Source organism: Amycolatopsis sp. EV170708-02-1, from assembly GCF_022479115.1.
GTDB lineage: Bacteria > Actinomycetota > Actinomycetes > Mycobacteriales > Pseudonocardiaceae > Amycolatopsis.
This window is the reverse complement of record NZ_CP092497.1, coordinates 5414113-5430790: the sequence shown is the minus strand read 5'-3', so window position 1 is coordinate 5430790 and position 16678 is coordinate 5414113. Positions and strand designations below refer to the sequence as shown.

The following is a 16678-nucleotide window of genomic DNA, read 5'->3' as shown; positions in this document are numbered from 1 at the left end:
CGGGCCCTCGGACAGTGTCAGGGAAGACACCATGGGGTACTTTTCTGCCATGCATCGTGTGAGGGTACTGGTGCGGCCGGTGCAGTCGACGTTCGAGCTCGGGATCGCCGCCGAGGTCTTCGGCACGGAACGGGCCGGGGTGCCGCGGTACTACGAATTCGACGTCTGCACGGAGAAACCCGGGCCGGTGCCGACCACGGCCGGGTACGCGATGTCCGTGACGCGGGGCCTTTCCGCGCTGGCGGACGCCGACACCGTGCTCATCCCCGGCTGGTCCCCGGTCGAGGCGCCGCTGTCGGCCCCCGTGCGCCGGGCGCTATTGCGCGCGCACGCCAGGGGAGCGCGGCTCGTCACGATCTGCTCCGGTGTCTTCGCGCTGGCCCGCACCGGGCTGCTGGACGGCAGGTCGGCGACCACGCATTGGGCGCGTGCCGCTCAGCTGGCGGAGGAGTTCCCGCTGGTGCGGGTGGAGCCGGACGTGCTGTACGTGGACCACGGCGACGTCGCCACGAGCGCCGGGGCGGGCGCGGGGATCGACCTTTGCCTGCACCTCGTCCGGCGTGACCACGGTGCCGCGCACGCCGCCCTCGTCGCCCGGCACATGGTGATGCCGCCGCATCGCGACGGCGGGCAGGCGCAGTTCGTCCCGGCCCCACCGCCCGGCGACGAGCTGGACGGTCTCCTGGAGTGGGCGGGCACCCGCCTCGGGACGCCGTTGTCGGTGGGTGATCTGGCCGCGCGCCTCAACGTCTCGCCGCGCACGCTGGCCCGGCGCTTCGCCGATCAGCTCGGCACCACGCCGGGGGCCTGGCTGCTGACGCGCCGGGTGACCGAGGCGCGCACCCTCCTGGAGGAGACCGGCCTGCCGGTGGAGGTGATCGCGGCCCGTGTCGGCCTGACGTCGGCCGTGAACCTCCGTCGCCGCTTCCGTGATCAGGTCGGCACGACGCCGGGCGCGTACCGGCGCGCGTTCCGGGGCTCGGTTTCGCCTTGAGCGGAACGGCGCACGCGGGCCCCGGGCCCGATGTCACGATGACCGTATGGCGGACATCCTTCCTTTCCAGCAGAAGCGTTCCGAACCGGAACCGCTGTGGCGTGACGTGCTGGGCCGGAGCCTGCGCGCCGCGAGGGAGGAACAGGGCGGCCGCCTCGTCGACGTCGCGGAACGCGCCGGCATCTCGCCGCAGTACCTGTCCGAGATCGAGCGCGGCCGCAAGGAGCCGTCGAGCGAGATGATCGCCGCGGTCACCGGCGCGCTCGGGCTCGACCTGGCGGATCTGCTCTTCGGGATCGCGGGCACGATCAGCCGGGGCGGCAGCACGGGCCTCGCGGTCGGCCGGCGTCCGCGAGGACCTGTGCTCATGGCCGCTTAAGCGCGTTCGTCGAGGACGCGGTCGGCGAGCCCGTAGGCGACGGCGCCCGCCGCGTCGAACACGCGATCCCGGTCGGTGTCGTGGCGGAGATCCGGCACGGCGCGGCCGGTATGGGCGGAAAGGATCTCCTCCAGCTGAGTCCGCACCCGCACGACCTCGTCGGCCTGCAGGATGAGGTCCGGGATGGTGCCGCGACCCTGTGCCGCGGGCTGGTGCAGCACCACCCGGGTGTGCGGCAGTACGAACCGGTGCCCCGCCTCGCCGGCGGCCAGCAGGATCGCGCCCGCCGCGACGGCCTGGCCGACACAGGTCGTCGCCACCGGCGCCTTGATGAAGCGCATGGTGTCGTACAGCGCGAGCATCGCCGACGGGTCGCCGCCCTCGGTGTTGATGTAGAGGTTGATCTCCTGCTCGGGGTTGTCCGCCTCCAGGTACAGCAGCTGCGTGATCAGGGCGTTCGCGACGCCGGAGTCGATCGCGGTCCCGAGGTAGATGATCCGCTCCGAGAGCAGATGCGAGTACACGTCCATGATCCGCTCGCCGGCGGGGCTGCGGGAGATGACGTTGGGGATGGTGTAGGTGCTCATTTACCCGCACCCCTTTCCGTGCCGAGGCCGAGTTTGTGGGTGCGGACCGGGACGACCTGGTCGAGGCTTTCGACGATGTGGTCGATGAAGCCGTATTCGCGGGCCTGCTCGGTGGTGAACCAGCGATCGTGCAGCGAATCGGCGAAGATCCGGTCGATGGGCTGCCCGGTGTCGTCGGCGATGAGGCCGAGCACCGTGTCGCGTGTGTAGCGCAGATCGTCCGCCTGCACCTCCACCTCGACGGCCGAGCCGCCGATACCGGCCGAGCCCTGGTGCATCAGGATCCGTGCGTGCGGCAGGGCGAACCGTTTGCCCGGCGTGCCCGCGGAAAGCAGGAACTGCCCGGCGCTGCACGCCAGCCCCAGCGCCAGGGTGGCGACGTCGCACGGCACGAGCCGCATCACGTCCCGGATGGCCAGCATCGAGGGGACCGAACCGCCCGGCGAGTGGATCCACAACGCGATGTCCTTGCGCGGATCCTCGCTCGCGAGTGACAGCAGCTGGGTGGTGAGGACCGTCCCGTTGTCGTCGTCGAGCGCGCCGTCGAGGACCAGCACACGCTGGCTGAAGAACCGTTCCCGTTGCCGTTGGTCGAACAGTGGCTGCTTCTCGTTGTCGGTCATGCCCCGACCATGCCGCCGGGGCCCGGCCGCCCGCCGGTTTCTCTGCTGTGAGCGGATCAGCCCACAGCAGGGCGTTTGGCAGGCACGAACCACACGGTGATGGTCAAGAACACGGCGAAGATGAGGGCGACGAGATCGAGGGTGAGCCCCGGTTCCAGGGGAACGCCCAGGTATTCCTGCTCACCCAACGTCTGCAGCAGGAGCAGGCTGAGGAGCGTCAGCCCTCCGCCGACGGTGGTCATGACCTGCCCACGACGGACGCTGGCGAACAGGAGACCGCCACCGACCACCGAAAACACGCCGGCCAGGACGATGCCGACGTGGGCGAGCAGCATCGGCGGCCAGTGCAGGTCGAACAGATACGCTTGGTGGATCACCATCGCGTCGGTCAGCACGTAGAAGCCGAACAGAATGCTCGCCACACCGGCCAGGATCGCGGGCACCGAAGGCGGGGCGAGCCCGGGAGAAGGCGGCCGCGATACCGGCGTTTCGATCCCGTTCGCGGCCTGGGCCAGCAACGGGAGGGCGACGTCCGGCAGCATGCGCGCCTGTGGCGCCTTCTCCAGCATCCCGCGAAGGACGTCGGCGAGCGGGCCGGGCGTCCGGTTGACCGGCGGTTGCTCGTTGACGACGGCGTACAGCGTGGCCGCGACGTTCGCCCGCTGGAAGAAGTTCCCGCCCTCGCTCGCGCTCAGCAGTGTCACGCCGAGCGACCAGAGGTCGGAATGGGGCGTGCCTTCGTGCCCCGCGATCGTTTCGGGGGACAGGAAGGCCGGAGTGCCGGACGGATCCAGCGCCTTGGCGATCCCGAAGCCGGTCAGCTTCACAGCGCCGTCGGGACCCACCAGGATGTTCGCGGGCCGGACGTCCCCGTGCACGACGCCCGCCGTATGCGCGGCGGCGAGCGCGCCGAGCACCTTTCCGCCGATGTCGGCCACGAACCGCGGCGGCAGCGGACCCGCGGAGGCGAGGTCCTCCAGGGTCCGTCCCTCCACCGGGGCCATCACGATGAACGCCGTCCCGTCCGCGACCACGACATCGTGGACGGGCACCACCGACGGGTGATCCACCGCGACACGGGCTTCGCGCCGGAGCCGCTCGGCGAGGGCGGGCTCGTGGGTGGGAAGCCGCAGTTCCTTGATCGTGAACTGGGCGCCGTCCGGGCCGTCCTCGCCGCGCCAGAGCACGGCCGTCCCGTCGTCGGCCAGCTTCTCGAGCAGGGTGTAGCGCTCGGCGATCGTGCTGAAAACTGTTGTCACAGTGGGGACGCTAACCAGGGCTCATGACAAAACGATGAAATGGCCGTTCATCCATAAAGGACCGGCCGGGCTGGATATATTCACAGCATGCTGACCTTGGCGGCGCTGGTCGAGGACCCGGCCCTGGAACTGCGCGTGGTCGTCCCCGGCCGCGACGGAGCGCTGGCCGGGCAGGTGTTGTGGGTGCACAACACCGAGCTCCCCGATCCGGGCCCGTACGTGCGCGAGCACGAGGTCGTGCTGACCAACGGCCTGTGGCTGGACCGGGTCGATCCGGCGGACTTCGTCGCGAGAGTGGCGGGCGCCGGAGCGGCGGGGATCATCTTCGGCCTGCGCGTGGAACAACGGGAGACCCCTCCCGCGCTCGCCGACGCCTGCCGGGAGGCCGGGCTGCCGCTGCTGGAGATCTCCGTGGCGGTGCCGTTCACGGCGGTCACCCGCGCCGCCGCGGCGATCCAGGCCACCGACCGGCAGAACGCGCTGATGTCGTTGGTGCGCCGAGGCGACGAGCTGACGTCCGCACTGTCGAGGGGCGCGGGCGCGTCCGGGGTGCTCGCGGTGCTCCGCCGCGAACACGAGCTTCCGCTGGCGGTCGTGGACCGGATGGGCCGGGAGCTGGCGTCCGACGGCGCCGAGCTGGACGCCGGGCAGACGCGCGCCGCGGCGGAGGCACTGGCCGGGCATCCGCCGCCGCTGGAGGCGGATCTCGGCGCGGGCACCCGGGCGGCGTTGTTCCCCGTCGGCGCGATCGGCGACGCGGACGCCGCGTTGTTGTGCCTGCGTCCCGCGGCGGAGCTCACGCCAGGGGAACGGGACGCGCTGGAGCAGACCGCGCGCTACCTCAGCCTGGAGGTCGCCCGGCACCAAGCGGTGCAGGCGATCGAGATGCGGTTCGCCGTCGAGCTGCTGGACATGGTGCTCTCCGGCGCGCAGCGTGCCGCGGAGGTGCCCGGCAGGCTGCGCGCCTTCGGGGTCGATCCGGACGGGCCGCTGGCGGTGATCGCGCTGGCGTTCGCGGGTGAAGAAGCCGCCATCCCGCCGGGGATGGCGGAGGCCGTGACGGATTTCCTGCTGGCGGACGGGTTGCCCGCGGTCGTGGCGGCGGGCAGCCAGGACGTCGTCGCGGTGCTGCCGTTCCGTTCGGGCCGTCAGTCGCCCGCCGCCTTCGCGCCGCGGCTGGCGGCGTCGGTGTCGCACCGGCTCTCCGGTGGGCGCGTGGTCGTCGGGCTCGCCGACCCGGTGCCGGGCGCGGCCGAACTGCGGACGCCGTTGTCGCGCAGCCGCGAGGCCTGCCGGGTGCTCCGGGGCAGGCGCGGCGGGCCGATCGCGGCGAGTTTCGCCGAGCTGGGCAGCTACCGGCTGCTGCTGGAGTCGCACGACGAGCAGTGGCGGCACACCTTCGCCGACGCCCTGCTCGGCCCGCTGCGCGAGCACGACCGCGTCCGCGACGGCGAACTGGAGACGACCTTGCGGGCGTTCCTCGACCACGACGGCCAGTGGGCGGCCACCGCCGCGGCGTTGTACGTGCACGTCAACACCTTGCGCAACCGGCTGGCCAAGGTCACCGAGCTGACCGGCCGCGACGTCGGGCGGACCGCGGACCGGGTCGACCTGTTCCTGGCACTGGAAGCGGCTCAGTCCGGATAGACCGCGGGGTCGGCTTCGAGGCGCCGCAACGGTTCCACGGGCAACGCGGGGTCGGCCAGCGCCGCGGCCGCCACGTCGCGGCACCGGGCGAACCGGACGTCGCCGAGGCCGAGCCCGAACTCGATGAGCGAGCGCACGGCCTCCAGCCGTCCCGGCCTGCCCGAAAGGAACGGGTGCAGGCACAGGTTGAACAGGCATCGGTAGCGGCGCATCGCGTCCAGCTCGGCGCGCCACATCTCCAGTACCCGCACCGGCGAGGTGATCACGGAGCCGACCTGCGGCGCCGGAAGGAACGCGTACTGCTCCCAGTCGTCGAGCGACCAGTGCACCGGCAGCTCGGCGATCCGGCCCGCCCCGGTCTCGAGCAGGTACGGCCGGTCGTCGGCCATCAGCGACGAGTCGTAGCTCAGCCCGTGCTCGGCCACCAGTGCCGGAGTGTCCCAAGTGGACTCCCAGCCCGCCGCGCGATGACCGCTGATCTCGATGCCCTGTGCGGCGAAGACCGCCATACCCCGTTCGAAATCGGCCCGCTGCTCGGCCGCGGTCATCGTGGTCGGCGGACGGTGGCTGTAGGAGTGGTGGGCCACCTCGTGCCCGCGCTCCACGATCGCGGCGGCCAGGCCGGGCCGGTGTTCGGCGACCCAGCCCGGCACGAAGAACGTCGCGGGTACGGCCAGTTCGTCGAGCAGGTCGAGGATGCGCGGCACCCCGACCCGTGGCCCGTACGCCTGATGGGACATGGTCGACAGGTGGTCCGCGTAGCCCCGTCCTCGGGCGAGGATCGGGGATTCCGCGTCGACGTCGAAGGTCAGGGTCGTGACCGCGGCCGCGCCGCCGTGCCAGCTTGCTTCCGTCACGCCTGCCGACTCTCCCGCCAACGGCGCGCGTTCGCCACCGTGACCGTCGGGGAGACCATCGCCCGATCGAATTCGGCCAGTGGTTCCGCCGCGGCGACCCGGGCGGGCAGATCGGGGTTGGCCAGCGCGCCGTGCCCGAGCGACAGCAGGTCGGCGTGCCCGCCGGTGAGCACCTCGTGCGCCTGCGCGAGGTCGTGCATCCCGCCGTTGGCGATCACCGGCAGCCCGGTGACCTTCCGGGCGAGCGCGGTGATCGTGCCGCCGTCGGCCAGCTTCGCCGTCTCCAGCCAGTTCCGGCCCTCGCTGGCGATGTGGAGATACTGCGCGCCGGCCTCGGCGACCGCGGCGAAGATCACCTCGGCGTCGTCCCGGCCGCCGGGCCAGCGATAGGTGAAGTCGTTGACCTTCGTCTGCGACAACCGCACGCCGGTCACCAGTTCCGGCACGGCTTCGGCGACCGCGGTCACGACACGGGCGGTCAGCCGGATCCGGTTCGCGACCGGTCCGCCGTAGGAGTCGGTGCGCTGATTGGTGTAGTCGGTGAGGAACTGGTCGAGCAGGTACCCGTTGGCCGCGTGCACCTCGACGCCGTCGAAGCCGGCCTGGCGGGCACGCACGGCCGCGGCCGCGAAACCGTCGACGACGTCGTCGATCTCGGCGGTGGTCAGCACGCGGGGGACCGGCCACGGCCCGGAGCCGCCGTACGCGCGCATCATCTCCCCACGCGGCTGGACGGCGGAAGGGGCCACGGTGTGGTCCTGGTGCGGGTTGCCCTGCGCGATCGCCCCGGCGTGCATGAGCTGCGCGATCATCCGGCCGCCCGCCGCGCGGACTCCGGCGGTGACCACGCGCCAGCCCGCGACGTGTTCGTCCCGCGCGAGGCCCGGCTGGTTGAGATACCCCTGGCTGGCCGCGCCGTCGGGGTAGGTGCCCTCGCTGAACACCAGCCCGAAGCCGCCGCGGGCGAATTCGGCGTAGTAGTCGGCCATCTCGCCGGTCGGGGTGCCGTCGGGCCGCGCGGAGACACGGGACATCGGGGCGACGGCGTAGCGGTTGCGCAGCGCGAGACCGCCGAGGGCGATCGGGGCGAGCGCGGGGTGTTCGACGGTGGTCGTCATGACCGGGTTCCTCCATTGTGGACGGTTTCGATGGCGAGCGGGGAGAGTCCGGCGGCACTGATCCGGACGAGGTCCTGCGGGCACGCGGAGACCACGACGACGCAGTCCATCTCGGCCCGCAGGGTCACGGCGTCGCCGGGGCGCGAGGTCGCGGTGAGCCAGTTCAGGCGTCCGTCCTCGCCGACCGGGACGCGCATGAAGACGTTGATCGGCTGCGGGGTCGGGCCTGGGAAGCCCAGCCCGGCTTCATCCAGCGCCTCGCGCAGGTTCGCGGCGCACGAGCGGTGCCCCGGAGCCCCCAGCGCGGTGTACCGGGCCGGGTCGCAGGCCGGGATGAGCATGTCGTGCTCGCCGGGGGAGGTGTCTTCGACCAGCGTGAGGATCGGGCGGCGCAGGTCGGTGAGGAAGGCCTCGCCGACGGCCGGGAACAGCTTGTCGACACCCGCGCGGGTGTGCGCCGCGCTGTGGTGCTCGGCCAGTTCGGTCCCGCCGCTGTCGCGGAAGGCGAACACGTCCCCGACCTGGCCGCCGTCGACGTCGATCACGCGGATCAGGTCCCCTGCGGCCACACGGACGGCCTTGGCGGTGCCCGGTGGCACTTCCGTTCTGCTCATGCCCCCAGCAAACAGGGGCCACCCGGACTCTCGCCATGGAGAAACCTCCATGATCAAGGAGTGTGATTGGGCAAATCTCCAATCGGCAGCGCGTATCTCGCGTGCTTGAAGACGTAACTCGCGTGCTTGGAGGCGGAACAGCGTGTTACGGCTCCAAGCACGCGAAATACGCCTCCAAGCACGCGAGTTCCGGTGAAGGATAGTTTCGACTTTGATTATTTTCGCGGTACCGGGTTAGTGTTCGCCGATGGAAGACGGGGACGCCGTGGACGCGGCCGGGCTGGACTTCTGGTCGTTCGTGGCGCTGGCGAACCGGCGGCTCGCGCAGGAGTACGGCTTCCGTCATCAGCTGGCGACCGAGGTGCTGCTGACCCTCAATCGGGCCTCCGACCTGGTGACCTACGACCTCGAAGCCGCGGTGCACCGGCCGCGCGGGCGGTCCTGGTCGGCGTTCCGGCTGCTGTTCGTGGTCTGGCTCGCCGGACCACTCGAACCGACCAGCGCCGCCCGGCTGACCGGGATGAGCCGGGCCGCGGTGTCGAATCTGGTCAAGACGCTGGTCGCGGAGGGCATGCTCGACCGTGCCCCGGACGAGCGCGACGGTCGTTCGGTGCGGCTGTCGCTCACCGAGGCGGGACACGAGGAGATGGTCTCGGTCTTCCGCGAGCACAACGAGCGCGAATTCGGCTGGACGAACGCGCTGACCGAGACCGAACAGCGCATCCTCGTGATGCTGCTGGGCAAGCTGATCACCAGCCGGGCCGAGTTCGGCACGCGGAGCCGTAAGTAGGCTGAAGGACGCTTCCCGTCCCCTGGAAGACCGGGCTACGCTGCCCGGTAGGTAGTAAAAGCCTGAACTAAATCGGCGAGGAGGAGACCATGGTGGACGGCGGACGGATTCCCGCGCTCTTCGTCGGGTTGTGCGACGACGCCGCGGTGTTCCCGCCGGGTCTGGCCCCGCTGCCGGACGCCGTCACGGCGCACGACGAGCACCTCGACGCCTGGTACGCCGATCTCGTCGGGCCGCTGGTCATCGCCGCGCCCGCGCTCGGCGACCTCGCCGAGGTGCTGGGCGGCCGGGAGACCCCGCTGCCGGTCTCGGTGACCCTGCCCGGTGGGCCCGCGCAGCTCGACGGCGTGAACGAAGCCGTCGCCAAGCTCCCGGTGAAACTCGACGCGCTCGAGATCGCCGTCCCGGACGGGATGGGCCCGGACGAGGTGCTCGCCGCGCTTTCCCACGCCACCGCGCCGGTCTTCGTCGAGATCCCGCGTGACGAGCGGCGCGTCCCGCTGCTGAGCGCGCTTTCCGGCACCGGTCATCAGGCGAAGTTCCGCACCGGCGGCGTCCGGGCCGATCTGTACCCCGGCGAAGCGGAGCTCGCCGCCGCCGTCCGTGCGGCCGTCGGCGCGGGCGTTCCGTTCAAGGCCACCGCCGGGCTGCACCACGCCCTCCGCAACACCGACCCGGAGACCGGCTTCGAACAGCACGGTTTCCTCAACCTGATGCTCGCCACCGACGCCGTCCTCACCGGCGGCGACGCCGAAGCCGTTCTCGCCGAACGAGACGGTGCCGCCGTCGCCGAGCGGCTCCGCGCACTGGACGCGGATCGTGTCGCCGCGGTCCGCGCGGGCTTCACGTCGTTCGGCACCTGCAGCATCACCGACCCCCTGACCGAACTGGCCGGACTCGGCCTGCTCGAGGCGCCCCGAGGAGAGGCATGACCACGATCGACATCCCCGCAGGCTCGCTGTTCGGGATCGACAACCTGCCGTACGGCGTGTTCTCCGTCGACGGCGATTCCCCGCGCGTCGGCGTGCGCGTCGGCGACTCGGTCGTCGACCTGGCCGCGGCGCTCGGCGACGACGTGTTCGCCGCGCCGACGCTGAACCCGTTCATGGCGCAGGGATACGACCGCTGGGTGGCGGTCCGCGAGCGGATCCGCGACCTGGTCGCCGGCGAGGTCCCCGACGGCGCGGTCCACGCGATCGGACAGGTGACCCTGCACCTGCCGATCGAGGTCGCCGACTACGTCGACTTCTACGCCTCCGAACACCACGCCTCGAACGTCGGCCGCCTGTTCCGCCCCGACGCGGAACCGTTGCTGCCCAACTGGAAGCACCTCCCGGTCGGCTACCACGGGCGCTCCGGCACCGTCCTGGTCTCCGGTACGGACATCGTGCGCCCGAACGGTCAGCGCAAGGCCCCGGCCGACGCGGCGCCGGTGTTCGGGCCGAGCGCGCGGCTGGACATCGAGGCCGAGATGGGGTTCATCGTCGGCACCGGGACCCCGCTGAACACCTCGATCACACCGGACGACTTCCCCGCCACGTCTTCGGCGCCGTCCTGCTCAACGACTGGTCGGCCCGCGACATCCAGGCGTGGGAATACGTCCCGCTGGGCCCGCACCTCGGCAAGAGCTTCGCGACCTCGATCTCCCCTTGGGTGGTGCCGATCCTGGCGCTGGAGGCCGCGCGGATCCCGCTGCCGGGCCAGGCCGATCCGGAGCCGCTGCCGTACCTGCGCGAGAGCGACCCGTGGGGTCTCGACATCGACCTCGTCATCGAATGGAACGGTGAGGAGGTCAGCCGCCCGCCGTTCCGCGAGATGTACTGGTCACCCGCTCAGATGCTCGCGCACCTGACGGTCAACGGCGCCTCCTCGCGCACGGGTGACCTGTACGGCTCCGGCACGATCTCCGGACCGGAGAAGCGTCAGCGCGGCGCGTTCCTCGAATTGTCGTGGGGCGGCAAGGAACCGCTCACGGTCAAGGGGGAGGAGCGCACCTTCCTGCAGGACGGCGACGAGGTCGTGATCACCGGCACCGCGCCCGGCGCGAACGGCTCGCGGATCGGGTTCGGCGAGGTGCGGGGGCGCGTCCTGCCGGCGAAGTGACTCAGCTGCCGGGAATCCCGTTCGGCGGCGGCGCGTCGTTCGCCGCCGAGTCGTTCGCCTCGATGGGGGCGTCGCCGAGGTCGGTCACCAGGACCGGTGTCAGATCCTTGCCGACGCCTCCCTTGAGCTCGACCACGGACATCCCGGAGATGCCCAGGTGGCCGTCGGCCGAGTAGCGGAACGGCGCGAGACCCGGTCCCTCGAAGGACTTCCCGGACTGCTGGAGCACTTCGACGATCCGTTCCCGCGTCAGGTCCTTCCCGGCCGCCCGCAACGCCTGGACGAACGTGTACGCCTGAGCCATCCCGTAGATGCGGTAGTTCGTCAGGTCGCCGCCCTTGCCGTGCGCCTTCCAGACGTTCTGCCACAGCTTCGTCCACGCGTTGTCCGGCGCGTCGACACCGGGCAGGTACTCGGTGGTGACCACGCCGTCGATGAGCGACGCGCCGTTGGTCACCTTGCCCTCGGAGAACCGCGCGAGCAGGGAGCCGACGAGCGCGGGATCGGAGCCGACGTTGCTGTAGAACCATTTCGGCTTGAACCCGATCTTCAGCGAAGCCAGCTGTGAGAGCGCGGTGTACGACGGAACGGTGAAGCCCAGCACGAGATCGACGCCCGCGGCCTTGAGTTTCGCGATCTGCGGCGCGATGTCGGTATTGCCCGGCGAGTACTTCGCGACCTCCACGATCTGCTGGCCGAGATGGCGCCGCGCGCCCTTCTCGCCGTCGCGGCCGAAGTCGTCGTCCTGGAGGAACAGGCCGATCTTCGCGTTCGGCAGGTTCTTGCGCACCCAGTCGCCGATGATCTTGCCTTCGATCTCGTAATCCGGCTGCCAGCCGAAGGTGAACGGCGCCTTCTTCGGGTCGTCGCCCCAGCGCAGCGAACCCGAGGACACGAACAGGTCCGGCACCTTCGAGTTGTTCAGGAAGTCGACGACGGCGCTGTGCGTCGGTGTCCCGAGGCCGCCGACCATCGCGAAGATCTCGTCCTTGAGCACCAGTTCGTTGGTGACCGAGCTGGTCGTGGTCGGGTTGTAGCCGTCGTCCTTCACCACGAACTCGATCTTGCGGCCGTGGACGCCGCCGTTCGCGTTCACGTAGTCGTAGTAGGCCTGATGCCCGCTCGGGATCTCGCTGTAGCCCGGAGCGGCGACGCCGGTCAGCGGGAAATGCGCCCCGATCTTGATGGTCGTGTCGGTGACGCCGACCGTCGACCCCTTCTGTTCGCCCTCGGGTCTGCCGCCCGCACCGCAGGCGGCGGTGACCGTCACGGCCAGGAAGACGGCCACGGCCTTGGTCCAGCGTTTCATGAACTTCGCCTCCAGTGGATGAGTTTCCGCAGCCCGCCGGCGAGGCCCGCCGGTGCGAGCAGCACGATCAGGACGGTGACCAGGCCGTAGATCAACGGCGCCAGATGCGCGGCCTGCACGTCCGACAGGCCGAGATCCGTTCCCGCGCCGGTCACCAGCGGCGGCAGGAAGGTCAGCAGCGCGGCCCCGGCGAGCGCTCCGGTGAGGCTTCCTAGACCGCCGAGCACCACCGCGGACACCAGCAGCAGCGACAGCGTCAGCGCGAAACCGCTCGGCGCCGCGAGCCGCGCGGACAACGCCATCAGCGCTCCGGCCAGCCCCGCGCATCCCGCGCTGACCACGAACGCCCGCACCCGGGTGCGGCCGAGGTCGATCCCGGCCAGCTCGGCGGCCACGTCCTCGTCGCGGACCGCCCGCCAGTCGCGTCCGACGCGACCGCGCGAGAGATTCGCCAGCAGGACGAACACGGCGATCACCGCGAACCACGAAAGGTAAGCGAGATAACGGATCGCCGTGAGGTCCTGCCCGGTGACGAAGTACGCCGCGTCCGCCAGCCAGGCGGGGATCTCCGGCGTCCGCACGGGCAAGCCCTGCTCCCCGCCGAGCGATTCGCCGAAGAACAAAGGGATCCCGGGGACGGCGACGGCGAGTGCGAGGGTCGCCCCGGCGAGATACGGCCCGTGCAGCCTGGCGGCGGCGACCCCCACGAGCGTCCCGACGATCAGGGTGATCACCGTCGCCAGGAGCAGGATCACCAGGAGCGGCAAGGCATCCGACCTCAGCAGGAGCGCCGTTGAGTAGGCGCCGACGGCCATCAGGGCGCCGTGCCCGAGGGAGAGTTGCCCGTTGAGCCCGGTCAGGACGGTCAGACCGCCCGCGGCGATCGCGAGATACGCCATCGTGGTGAGCTGCGCGGTGAGGTACGGCCCGGAGTTCTCCAGCACGAGCACGACGACGACCAGCCCGGCGAGGGCGGCGGGCAGATGACGTCGCAGCATGTCACACCCTCCGTTCGCGGACGCTCGTGAACAGGCCGCCGGGTTTCAGGAGCAGCACCGCCATGAGCAGCGCGAGTGCGGCCAGCGGCACCAGCTCCGCGCCGACGTAGCCGCTCACCAGGCTCAGCGACAGGCCGAGGACGACGCCGCCGACGACCGCGCCGACCGGGCTGTCCAGCCCGCCGAGCACCGCGGCGACGAAGCCGTACACCACCACACCGTCCATATAGGACGGATGGACGAGCCCGCCGCCGGCGATCAGCAGACCCGACAGCGAGCCGGCGAGCGCGGCCAGCGCCCAGCCGAGGGTGAGCATCCGCCCGACCCGCACACCGAGCAGGCGGGCCACCTCCCGGTCGAAGGCCGCGGCCCGCATCCGCAGGCCCAGATCCGTGCCGCGGAACAACACCACGAGCCCGACCAGTACCACGCCGACGGCGGCGATGGTGAACACGCCGAACCCGGTCAAGGCGATCGTCGTGCCGCCGACCTGGAACCCGGTGAGCCCGAACGGCGCCGGGAACGACCGGTACCGCGAGCCGAACACCAGCGCCGCCAGCGCGTGCAGCACGATGAACAGCCCCAGCGTCAGGATGACGGCGTTGATCTCGGGTTTCCCGGACACGAACCGGATCACGAACCGTTCCACCAGCGCGCCGAGCACCAGGCCCGAAAGCAGGGCGACGGCGAATCCCGCCCAGTACGACCAGCCCGCGTCGATCAGGACCAGCGCGACGTAGGTGGTGATCATCGCCATCGGCGCTTGCGCGAAGTTCACGATCCGCGTCGCGCGCCAGATGAGCACGAGCGCCAGCGCGAACGCGGCGTAGACCACGCCCAGCGTCAGGCCGGTGAGCGCGGTGGTCAGCAGTTGCTGCACGAAGCTCCCTTTCAGAATCCGAGGTAGGCGTGCCGGAGCGCGTCGTCCGCGACGAGCGCTGCCGCGTCCCGCCGGACGACGACCCGCCCGAGGTTGAGCACGACGCCGTGATCGGCGATGGACAGCGCGCTGCGCGCGTTCTGCTCGACCAGCACGACGGCCAGCCCTTCGTCGTGGACGAGACCGCGCAGCAGCCCGAAGATCCGCGCCACGATCCGGGGCGCGAGGCCCAAGGACGGTTCGTCGAGCAGCAGCACCTTCGGCCGGGAGAGCAGCGCGCGGCCGATGACCAGCATCTGCCGCTCCCCACCGGAGAGCACGTGCGCGAGACCGTTCTTGCGGTCGGCGAGCACGGGGAAGAGGTCGTAGATCCGGCGCAGGTCGGCCGTCTTCACCCGGCCGCGTGCCCCGAGCGCGCCGAGCCGCAGGTTCTCCTCGACGGTCAGTTCGGCCAGTACGCCGCGGCCTTCGGGCACATGCGCGAGCCCCAGTGCCGGTAAGTCCTCTGTGGACACCCGGCTCAAGTCCCTGCCGCCGAGGGTGACGTGGCCGCCCGCGGGCCGGACGAGTCCGGAGATGGTGCGCAACAAGGTGGTCTTGCCCGCGCCGTTCGCGCCGAGCACCGCGGTGATCTCGCCTTCGGCGGCGGAAAGGCTCACGGAATCGAGCGCGCGCACCGGACCGTAGCTCGCCGAGAGCCGCTCAACGGTCAGCACCGGCCACCTCCTCGCCGAGGTAGGCCGCCTGCACCGCCGGATCGGCGCGGATCTCCTCCGGGGTGCCGCGGGCGATGACCTTGCCGAAGTCCAGCACCACGATCTCGTCGCAGACCTCCATCACCAAATCCATATGGTGTTCGACGAGCATCACCGACATGCGTTCGGTCAGGCCGCGGACCAGCGTGCCGATCTCGTCGATCTCGGCCGACGACAGGCCGCCCGCCGGTTCGTCGAGCAGCAGCAGGTCGGGTTCGCTCGCCAGCGCTCGCGCCAGAGCGACCCTTTTCCTTATCGGGTAAGGAAGACTGGTGGGATAACGCTGGGCGACGTCGGCGATGCCGAAGTCCTCCAGCTGCGTCATCGCCCGCTCGGTCAGGGCTTTCTCGTCCTTCGTCAGCCCCAGCAACGAAGTCCAGAAGGCGGATTTCGCGTGCCTGCCGGCGCCCACGAGGACGTTCTCCAGCACGGTCATCCGGTCGAACAGGCCGAGCTCCTGCAGGCCACGCGCGATGCCGAGGCCGGCGAGGTGATGCGGGCGCAGCCGCCGCAGTTCCTCGCCGCGCCAGGACAGCGTGCCGGTGTCCGGCCGGACGAAACCGCACGCGACGTTGAACAGCGTGGTCTTGCCCGCCCCGTTCGGGCCGATCACCCCGAGCACCCGGCCCGGTGCGACGGTCAGGGAGACGTCCGACAGCGCGACGAGACCACCGAAGGTCACCGATACGCCGGACATCTCGAAGGTCGACAGGGTCACGCAAGAACTCCCAACGGCGGAAGGGGGCCCCGGCGCGGGCGCGCCGGGGCCGGGGACACTCAGGCGTGCGGACACGTGTCCCGGTAGTCGCTGATCGCGCGGTCGTCCGGGGCGGGGCAGAGGAACTGCTCGTAGCGGGTGTCGTTGTCCACGAACCGCTTCAGCCACGAGATCGTGTACTTGGCCATGGTCGTGTTCGCCGTGTTCGGGAAGAAGTGGCTCGCGTTGTCCAGCTCCATGTACGCCTTCTCCGCCGAAGCGGGAATGCTGGTGTAGAACGGGATCGAGTGCGACGCGACCGGCGCGACGGAGTCGGACTCGCCGCCGATGATGAAGGTCGGCACCCGCAGCGAGGACCACGACTTCTGCGTGTTCCACGGCGCGAGCGGCACCGCCGCCTGCAGCGACGGCCGGTCCTGCGCGGCTTCGAGCGAGCCGCCGCCGCCCATCGAGTGCCCCGCCACCGCGAGCCGGGTGGTGTCGATGCGGGAGCGGACCGTGCTGCGCTGGGTCAGGTAGTCGAGCGCGGCCAGCAGCTGGTCACCGCGGCTGTCGGGCTGGTCGTAGATGGTGTTGGTGTCGATCGTGAACACCACGAAGCCCTGCGACGCCAGCCTCGGGCCCATCCACGCGATACTCGACTGCGTCGCGGTGAACCCCGGCGAGATGGCGACCGCGCCGAACGTGCCCTGCGCGGTGCTGGTCGGGTAGTAGATGGTTCCGCCGCCGAAGCCGGTGACGGCCAGGCTCGACACGGAGGTCTGCGACACCGCGAAAGAGCCGCGGGAGGCTTCGATGCTGCTTTCCGTCGGGTCCGGTCCTCGTTCGTAGGGGTTCTCGGCGGCGTAGGCCGCGGGGGCGACAGTGAGTGCCGCGACGGTGGCCAGTCCACAAAGGATCCGGGTCGTACTACGCATGGTGCCGTCTCCGTTCGCCGTTGAACACAGTCCGTGGTGATGGACTGTGGCAAAGGGCGGGTGGGGGCTGCATCGGTGAAATCGCCAGTGTCGGTCCGCGGCCGCCCTCACCGGGCCGGGCGCCCGTACG

General features: G+C 70.9%; 17 protein-coding genes and 1 pseudogene. 6 read left to right on the top strand and 12 right to left on the bottom strand.

Translation table 11 applies throughout. From position 1 onward, the window contains the following. Positions 1 to 49: 49 nt before the first annotated feature. Complete coding sequence (locus MJQ72_RS24680; RefSeq protein WP_240593381.1) at positions 50 to 994, top strand: GlxA family transcriptional regulator; 945 nt, start codon at positions 50 to 52, stop codon at positions 992 to 994. Between the two features lie 46 nt (positions 995 to 1040). Continuing rightward, the gene (locus MJQ72_RS24675) at positions 1041 to 1373 is read left to right on the top strand and encodes a helix-turn-helix domain-containing protein (RefSeq protein ID WP_240593380.1); all 333 of its coding nucleotides are present in this window, start codon (positions 1041 to 1043) and stop codon (positions 1371 to 1373) included. Here the strand turns inward: MJQ72_RS24675 and MJQ72_RS24670 are convergent. The 3 genes from MJQ72_RS24670 to MJQ72_RS24660 are packed head-to-tail and all read right to left on the bottom strand — an operon-like array spanning position 1370 to position 3842. After that, positions 1370 to 1960: a ClpP family protease gene (locus MJQ72_RS24670; RefSeq protein ID WP_240593379.1), complete on the bottom strand. Its 591-nt coding sequence runs from the start codon at positions 1958 to 1960 to the stop codon at positions 1370 to 1372. The genes MJQ72_RS24675 and MJQ72_RS24670 overlap by 4 nt on opposite strands. Next, entirely contained in the window at positions 1957 to 2583 is a 627-nt protein-coding gene (locus MJQ72_RS24665) for a ClpP family protease (protein WP_240593377.1), read from the bottom strand. Before MJQ72_RS24665 ends, MJQ72_RS24670 begins: the two co-directional genes overlap by 4 nt. Before the next feature lie 56 nt (positions 2584 to 2639). After that, positions 2640 to 3842, bottom strand: coding sequence for a serine/threonine-protein kinase (locus tag MJQ72_RS24660; RefSeq protein WP_240593376.1), 1203 nt, complete (start codon positions 3840 to 3842; stop codon positions 2640 to 2642). An 87-nt stretch (positions 3843 to 3929) separates the two neighbouring features. Between MJQ72_RS24660 and MJQ72_RS24655 the strand changes: the two genes are divergently transcribed. Beyond that, complete coding sequence (locus MJQ72_RS24655) at positions 3930 to 5489, top strand: PucR family transcriptional regulator ligand-binding domain-containing protein (protein ID WP_240593374.1); 1560 nt, start codon at positions 3930 to 3932, stop codon at positions 5487 to 5489. On the opposite strand, the gene MJQ72_RS24650 is transcribed toward MJQ72_RS24655, so the two are convergent. Genes MJQ72_RS24650 through MJQ72_RS24640 form a run of 3 tightly spaced genes read right to left on the bottom strand, consistent with a single transcriptional unit; the run spans position 5477 to position 8078 of the window. Beyond that, entirely contained in the window at positions 5477 to 6346 is an 870-nt protein-coding gene (locus MJQ72_RS24650) for a polysaccharide deacetylase (protein ID WP_240593372.1), read from the bottom strand. The two genes, MJQ72_RS24655 and MJQ72_RS24650, sit on opposite strands and share 13 nt — an antisense overlap. Continuing rightward, a complete protein-coding gene (locus MJQ72_RS24645; RefSeq protein ID WP_240593371.1) occupies positions 6343 to 7464 on the bottom strand; it encodes a tRNA-dihydrouridine synthase in 1122 nt (373 codons plus the stop codon). The genes MJQ72_RS24650 and MJQ72_RS24645 overlap by 4 nt, the downstream gene beginning before the upstream one ends. Further along, a complete protein-coding gene (locus MJQ72_RS24640) occupies positions 7461 to 8078 on the bottom strand; it encodes a DUF1989 domain-containing protein (RefSeq protein WP_240593369.1) in 618 nt (205 codons plus the stop codon). Before MJQ72_RS24640 ends, MJQ72_RS24645 begins: the two co-directional genes overlap by 4 nt. Before the next feature lie 247 nt (positions 8079 to 8325). Between MJQ72_RS24640 and MJQ72_RS24635 the strand changes: the two genes are divergently transcribed. The 3 genes and pseudogenes from MJQ72_RS24635 (at position 8326) to fahA (ending at position 10971) form a co-directional block, all read left to right on the top strand. Then, the gene (locus MJQ72_RS24635; protein WP_240593367.1) at positions 8326 to 8868 is read left to right on the top strand and encodes a MarR family winged helix-turn-helix transcriptional regulator; all 543 of its coding nucleotides are present in this window, start codon (positions 8326 to 8328) and stop codon (positions 8866 to 8868) included. An 89-nt stretch (positions 8869 to 8957) separates the two neighbouring features. Further along, complete coding sequence (locus MJQ72_RS24630; protein ID WP_240593365.1) at positions 8958 to 9800, top strand: hypothetical protein; 843 nt, start codon at positions 8958 to 8960, stop codon at positions 9798 to 9800. Beyond that, positions 9797 to 10971: pseudogene (fahA, locus tag MJQ72_RS24625) on the top strand (fumarylacetoacetase). Before MJQ72_RS24630 ends, fahA begins: the two are co-directional and overlap by 4 nt. A gap of 1 nt (position 10972) precedes the next feature. On the opposite strand, the gene MJQ72_RS24620 reads toward fahA, so the two are convergent. The 6 genes from MJQ72_RS24620 to MJQ72_RS24595 all read right to left on the bottom strand — a co-directional run bounded on the left by MJQ72_RS24620 (position 10973) and on the right by MJQ72_RS24595 (position 16548). Further along, a complete protein-coding gene (locus tag MJQ72_RS24620) occupies positions 10973 to 12280 on the bottom strand; it encodes an ABC transporter substrate-binding protein (RefSeq protein ID WP_240593363.1) in 1308 nt (435 codons plus the stop codon). Continuing rightward, positions 12277 to 13278 (bottom strand): branched-chain amino acid ABC transporter permease, encoded by a 1002-nt coding sequence (locus MJQ72_RS24615; RefSeq protein ID WP_240593361.1) that lies wholly within the window; start codon positions 13276 to 13278, stop codon positions 12277 to 12279. The genes MJQ72_RS24620 and MJQ72_RS24615 overlap by 4 nt, the downstream gene beginning before the upstream one ends. 1 nt (position 13279) lies before the next feature. Continuing rightward, the gene (locus MJQ72_RS24610; RefSeq protein ID WP_240593360.1) at positions 13280 to 14158 is read right to left on the bottom strand and encodes a branched-chain amino acid ABC transporter permease; all 879 of its coding nucleotides are present in this window, start codon (positions 14156 to 14158) and stop codon (positions 13280 to 13282) included. A gap of 11 nt (positions 14159 to 14169) precedes the next feature. Continuing rightward, the gene (locus tag MJQ72_RS24605; RefSeq protein ID WP_240593358.1) at positions 14170 to 14874 is read right to left on the bottom strand and encodes an ABC transporter ATP-binding protein; all 705 of its coding nucleotides are present in this window, start codon (positions 14872 to 14874) and stop codon (positions 14170 to 14172) included. Further along, positions 14861 to 15610 (bottom strand): ABC transporter ATP-binding protein, encoded by a 750-nt coding sequence (locus MJQ72_RS24600; RefSeq protein ID WP_240601413.1) that lies wholly within the window; start codon positions 15608 to 15610, stop codon positions 14861 to 14863. The genes MJQ72_RS24605 and MJQ72_RS24600 overlap by 14 nt, the downstream gene beginning before the upstream one ends. An 80-nt stretch (positions 15611 to 15690) precedes the next feature. Beyond that, positions 15691 to 16548, bottom strand: coding sequence for a serine aminopeptidase domain-containing protein (locus MJQ72_RS24595; protein ID WP_240593356.1), 858 nt, complete (start codon positions 16546 to 16548; stop codon positions 15691 to 15693). Positions 16549 to 16678 lie beyond the last annotated feature (130 nt).